This window comes from Streptomyces sp. NRRL B-24085 (genome assembly GCF_001282115.1).
GTDB lineage: Bacteria > Actinomycetota > Actinomycetes > Streptomycetales > Streptomycetaceae > Streptomyces.
This window is the reverse complement of record NZ_LJBR01000548.1, coordinates 1-3,980: the sequence shown is the minus strand read 5'-3', so window position 1 is coordinate 3,980 and position 3,980 is coordinate 1. Positions and strand designations below refer to the sequence as shown.

At 73.1% G+C, this 3,980-nt stretch carries 4 protein-coding genes; 1 reads left to right on the top strand and 3 read right to left on the bottom strand.

Features of this window, described 5'->3' with window-relative positions:
- Positions 1–574 precede the first annotated feature (574 nt).
- Together AOJ26_RS39125 and AOJ26_RS39120 are read right to left on the bottom strand one after the other, a co-directional pair.
- On the bottom strand, positions 575–1,318 hold the full coding sequence (locus AOJ26_RS39125; protein WP_053853098.1) for a Clp protease N-terminal domain-containing protein: 744 nt from the start codon (positions 1,316–1,318) through the stop codon (positions 575–577).
- A gap of 92 nt (positions 1,319–1,410) precedes the next feature.
- The gene (locus AOJ26_RS39120) at positions 1,411–2,040 is read right to left on the bottom strand and encodes a LysE family translocator (RefSeq protein ID WP_053853097.1); all 630 of its coding nucleotides are present in this window, start codon (positions 2,038–2,040) and stop codon (positions 1,411–1,413) included.
- A gap of 258 nt (positions 2,041–2,298) precedes the next feature.
- Here AOJ26_RS39120 and AOJ26_RS39115 point away from each other — a divergent pair, with 258 nt between their 5' ends.
- On the top strand, positions 2,299–3,360 hold the full coding sequence (locus tag AOJ26_RS39115) for a DUF2786 domain-containing protein (RefSeq protein WP_053853099.1): 1,062 nt from the start codon (positions 2,299–2,301) through the stop codon (positions 3,358–3,360).
- Here the strand turns inward: AOJ26_RS39115 and AOJ26_RS39110 are convergent.
- Entirely contained in the window at positions 3,341–3,880 is a 540-nt protein-coding gene (locus AOJ26_RS39110) for a DUF4232 domain-containing protein (protein ID WP_053853096.1), read from the bottom strand. The two genes, AOJ26_RS39115 and AOJ26_RS39110, sit on opposite strands and share 20 nt — an antisense overlap.
- Between the last annotated feature and the right edge of the window lie 100 nt (positions 3,881–3,980).

Sequence of the window (3,980 nt, the reverse complement as noted above, 5' to 3'; positions counted from 1 at the left end):
CCTTCCGGACAGCGCAGGCCACGGCGCCCGTACGGGGGCGGGGGCTGGGCGGGAGAGCGGACAACCGGTCGCGGCGGGCTGTGTCGGGCTGCGGGGGCCGCGTACGGATGCGCTTCGGGTGACGGACGTCGGGGGCGGCGGAAGGGTGAGCCGGACCGCCGGTGTCCGGGCCGCGCAAGTGTGAGCCGGGTCGGGGTCATCGGGGCGAGGACGGCTGGGCAGGGCGCAGGTGTCCGGGCGGCGGAAGACTGTGCCGGACCGCCGGTGTCCGGGCCGCGCAAGTGTGAGCCGGGTCGGGGGCATCGGGGCGAGGACGGCTGGGTCGAGTGGAGGACGCCCGGGTGGCGGAAGGGTGAGCCGGACCGCGGGCGTCGGGCGCGGCCGATTGAACGGGACTGCGGGCGTCCGGACTGCGTACGGCTCGGTCGGACCACGTCCGTCCGGGCGGTGGAAGGGAGTCAGCTCGTGGCATCCGGGCGTGGACGATTGACCGGGGACCGAGGGCGTCCGGACCGCGGCCGTCCGGGTGCGGCCGCCTGAGCCGGACCGGAGATCAGCCGCCCAGCCGGGCCCCTCAGCCCTCCTCGCCCCCTTCTCCCCGTGCCTTGACGTACTCCTCCAGCGCCTTCACGAGGGCTGCCTCCACCGGCTCCTTCTCGATGCCCAGTCCCGACAGCACCCCCGTGCCGTGCTCGAACTCCAGCAGGGCCAGCAGGATGTGCTCGGTGCCGATGTAGTTGTGGCCCAGCCGGAGCGCCTCGCGGAAGGTGAGCTCCAGGACCTTCTTGGCGTCGGAGCCGTAGGGGACGAGTTCGGGGACCTCCTCGGCGGCCGGCGGGAGCGCGTCGGTCGCGGCCCGGCGGACGGCGTCGAGGGTGACCCCCTGGGCGACGAGTGCCTTGGCCGCGAGGCCCTCCGGTTCGGCCAGCAGGCCGAGGACGAGGTGCTCGGGACGTCCCTCGGGGTTGCGGGCGGTGAGGGCCGCGTTGTGGGCGGCCATCACCACGTTGCGGGCCCGGGGGGTGTACCGGCTGAAGCCCTGGTCGGCGTTGAGGTCCGCCGACTCCCTCGGCACGAACCGCTTCTGCGCCGCCTGCCGGGTGACCCCCATGCTCCGGCCGATGTCCGTCCAGGAGGCGCCCGAACGCCGGGCCTGGTCCACGAAGTGGCCGATCAGGTGGTCGGCCACCTCCCCGAGGTGATCGGCGGCGATCACCGCGTCCTGGAGCTGGTCGAGGGGCTCGTCATGGACCTTCTTGATGGCCGTGATGAGGTCGTCGAGGCGTACGGATGACGTGATGTTGGGGTTCGTCGTCATGGTGTCAACCTTAGGTTGACAGTAGAGAGGTGTCAACCAGAGGTTGCCTCTCCTTCGCTCCTCCTTCCCCCTTCTTCGCTCCTCCTTCGCGCCTACTTCGGTGAGGCCGCCAGCCGCACCGCGAGCCCCGTGAACACCGTCCCCGAGACGATGTTCATCCACCGGTTCACGCGCGCACTGCGCCTAAGGACGTCCCCCAGCCGTCCCGCGAGCAGCCCCACACCGCCGTCCCACAGGAACCCCATCACCACGAGCGTGGTCCCGAGCAGCAGCAACTGCCCCGGCACGTGCCCGAGCGACGGGTTCACGAACTGGGGCAGGAACGCCACGTTGAAGAGGATCACCTTGGGGTTGAGCAGATTGGTGACGGCACCCTGCCAGAAGGCCCGCCGCATCCCCGCCCCGCCGCCGGTGTCCCCGCTCTCACCCGGAACCGACCGGTCCCGGAACGCCCTCACCGCCAGCCAGAGCAGATAGGCCGCGCCCACCCAGCGCAGTACGTGGTACAGCGTCGGCAGGGTGTTGAACAGCGCAGACAGCCCGAGCGCCGCCGCCACCGTGTGCACGAGCATGGCGCAGGCCACGCCGAACGCCGCCATCACCCCGGCAGCGGGGCCGCCCCGCCCGCCCATCGCCACGATGAACATCATGTCGGGGCCGGGGGTGACACAGAGCGCGAAGGCGGCGACGAGAAACGCCGCGTACAGAGACATGTCCACCATGCCGCCATGCTCGAAGCGGCACGCGCGCGTGGGCGACCGGTTTTCGCGGAGTGAGACGATCGCCCCGTGAGCAGGAGCAAGAGCAGCCGCACGAACGACGGCAAGGGCAGCCGCAGGAACGAGGGCAAGGGCAGCGGCACGAACGACGGCAAGGGCAGCGGCCAGAGCGGCGACAAGGGCAGCGGCACGAACGGCGACCCCACCGCCACCGTCGACCGCGCCCTCCGCACCGCCCTCTACGCCGACGATGACACCGCCCTGGACACCGGCGCCTCCCTCCTCGCCGCCGACCCCGCCACGGACACCGAACTGGATCGGCGCGGCGCCGAGTTCGTCGCGCAGGCCTGGCGGCGCGGCTGGCAGCCCGCCGACGTCGTACGGATCGTGCGCCGCGAGCTCGACGACACCCACGTGCGCCTCGCCGCCGCGCTGATCCGCGCGCAGGCCCCCGACGACGGCCCGCGCGGCCCCCGCTGGACCGCCCAGCTCGCCCAGTTGGAGGAGCCCGGCGACGACACCCCCCGCCCCGACCGCTTCACGCACGCCACCGCCGTACTGGAGCTGTACCGCCTGCTGCTGCGCCTGCCCGCGCTGGAGCCGCTGGAGGACCCCCGGCGGGAGCACGGGGGGCACAAGGGCGACGCCCGCATGCTCGGCCGTATCCGCGCCCTGCTCGCCAAGGCGGAGGCGACCGGCTTTCCCGAGGAGGCGGAGGCGCTCACCGCGAAGGCGCAGGAGCTGATGGCCCGCCACAGTGTCGACGAGGCGCTGCTCGACGCCCGGGCGCCCGCGAAGGACACCCCCGGTGCCTGCCGGATCGGGGTCGAGCCGCCGTACGAGCAGGCGAAGGCGGTGCTCCTCGACGCGGTCGCCACGGCCAACCACTGCCGGGCGGTGTGGAACGAACCGTTCGCCTTCTCCACGGTCGTCGGCTTCGAGGGCGACCTGGCGTCCGTCGAACTCCTCTACACCTCGCTGCTCGTGCAGGCGCAGTCCGCGATGGCGAAGGCGGAGGCGGCGCAGCGGTCGGGCGGCCGCAAGCGCACCAAGACCTTCCGGCAGTCCTTCCTCGCGGCCTACGCCCACCGCGTCGGCGACCGCCTGCGCGCCGCCGCCGAGGCCCCGGTGACCGACGACCTGCTGCCGGTACTGGCCTCCCGCGAGGTCGCCGTCACCGACCGGGTGGAGCGGATGTTCCCGCGGACCACGACGACCCGGCTGCGCGGTGTCAGCGACGAGGCGGGCTGGACCGAGGGCACCCGGGCGGCCGACCGGGCGCAGGTCGGCAACCGGCCCCGGCTCAGTCGCCGGCCTGAGTGAAGGCGCCGACGGAGGCGGTCGGGTCGGCGGCCTTGCCGCCCTTGCCCTGAACCGGCCCGTACGACCACTTGAAGCTCTTACGGGTGTCCGCTCCAGGCAGGCCGATCTCCAGCGTCGTCACGTCGAGGCTCGCCCCGGCGTCGGCCTCGCCGCGCGTGTACGTGAGGGTGAAGGTGGCGGCCGTGCCCTTGGCCAGGGTCAGCTTCGTGGCGGTGGCGCCCTGCGCGGGCGCGAGGCTCGCCGACGAGTCCGCGGCCTTCAGGTCGACGCCGGGGAAGCCGTCCAGCGTGCAGTCGGCGCTCTGGTTGGTGAGCGTGACGGGGATGTTGCCGGTGTCCCCGGCGGCGGGGGCCACGTTGGCGGGGCCGACCTCCACGTCCATGGCGCCGATCCGGCACGTGGTGCCGTTGTCAGGGCTCGCTGTGGCCTTGTCACCACCGGAGCTGTCGTTGTCGCCGGAGCAGCCGGTCAGGAGCAGGGCCGCGGCGAGGGCGGTGACGGCGAGGGGGGCGGCGCGCATGTGAAGTCCTCTGCTGTGAGCGATCCGGTGCATGGATCATCACGCATACCGGAACACCACGGTTGCCCACCCCCCACCGACGCCCGCCACTGTGCCCCCG

Bases quoted from the DNA above. Each gene is read 5' to 3' on its own strand.
- AOJ26_RS39125 (WP_053853098.1), bottom strand. From the start codon at position 1,318: ATGACGACGAACCCCAACATCACGTCATCCGTACGCCTCGACGACCTC.
- AOJ26_RS39120 (WP_053853097.1), bottom strand. From the start codon at position 2,040: ATGGTGGACATGTCTCTGTACGCGGCGTTTCTCGTCGCCGCCTTCGCG.
- AOJ26_RS39110 (WP_053853096.1), bottom strand. From the start codon at position 3,880: ATGCGCGCCGCCCCCCTCGCCGTCACCGCCCTCGCCGCGGCCCTGCTC.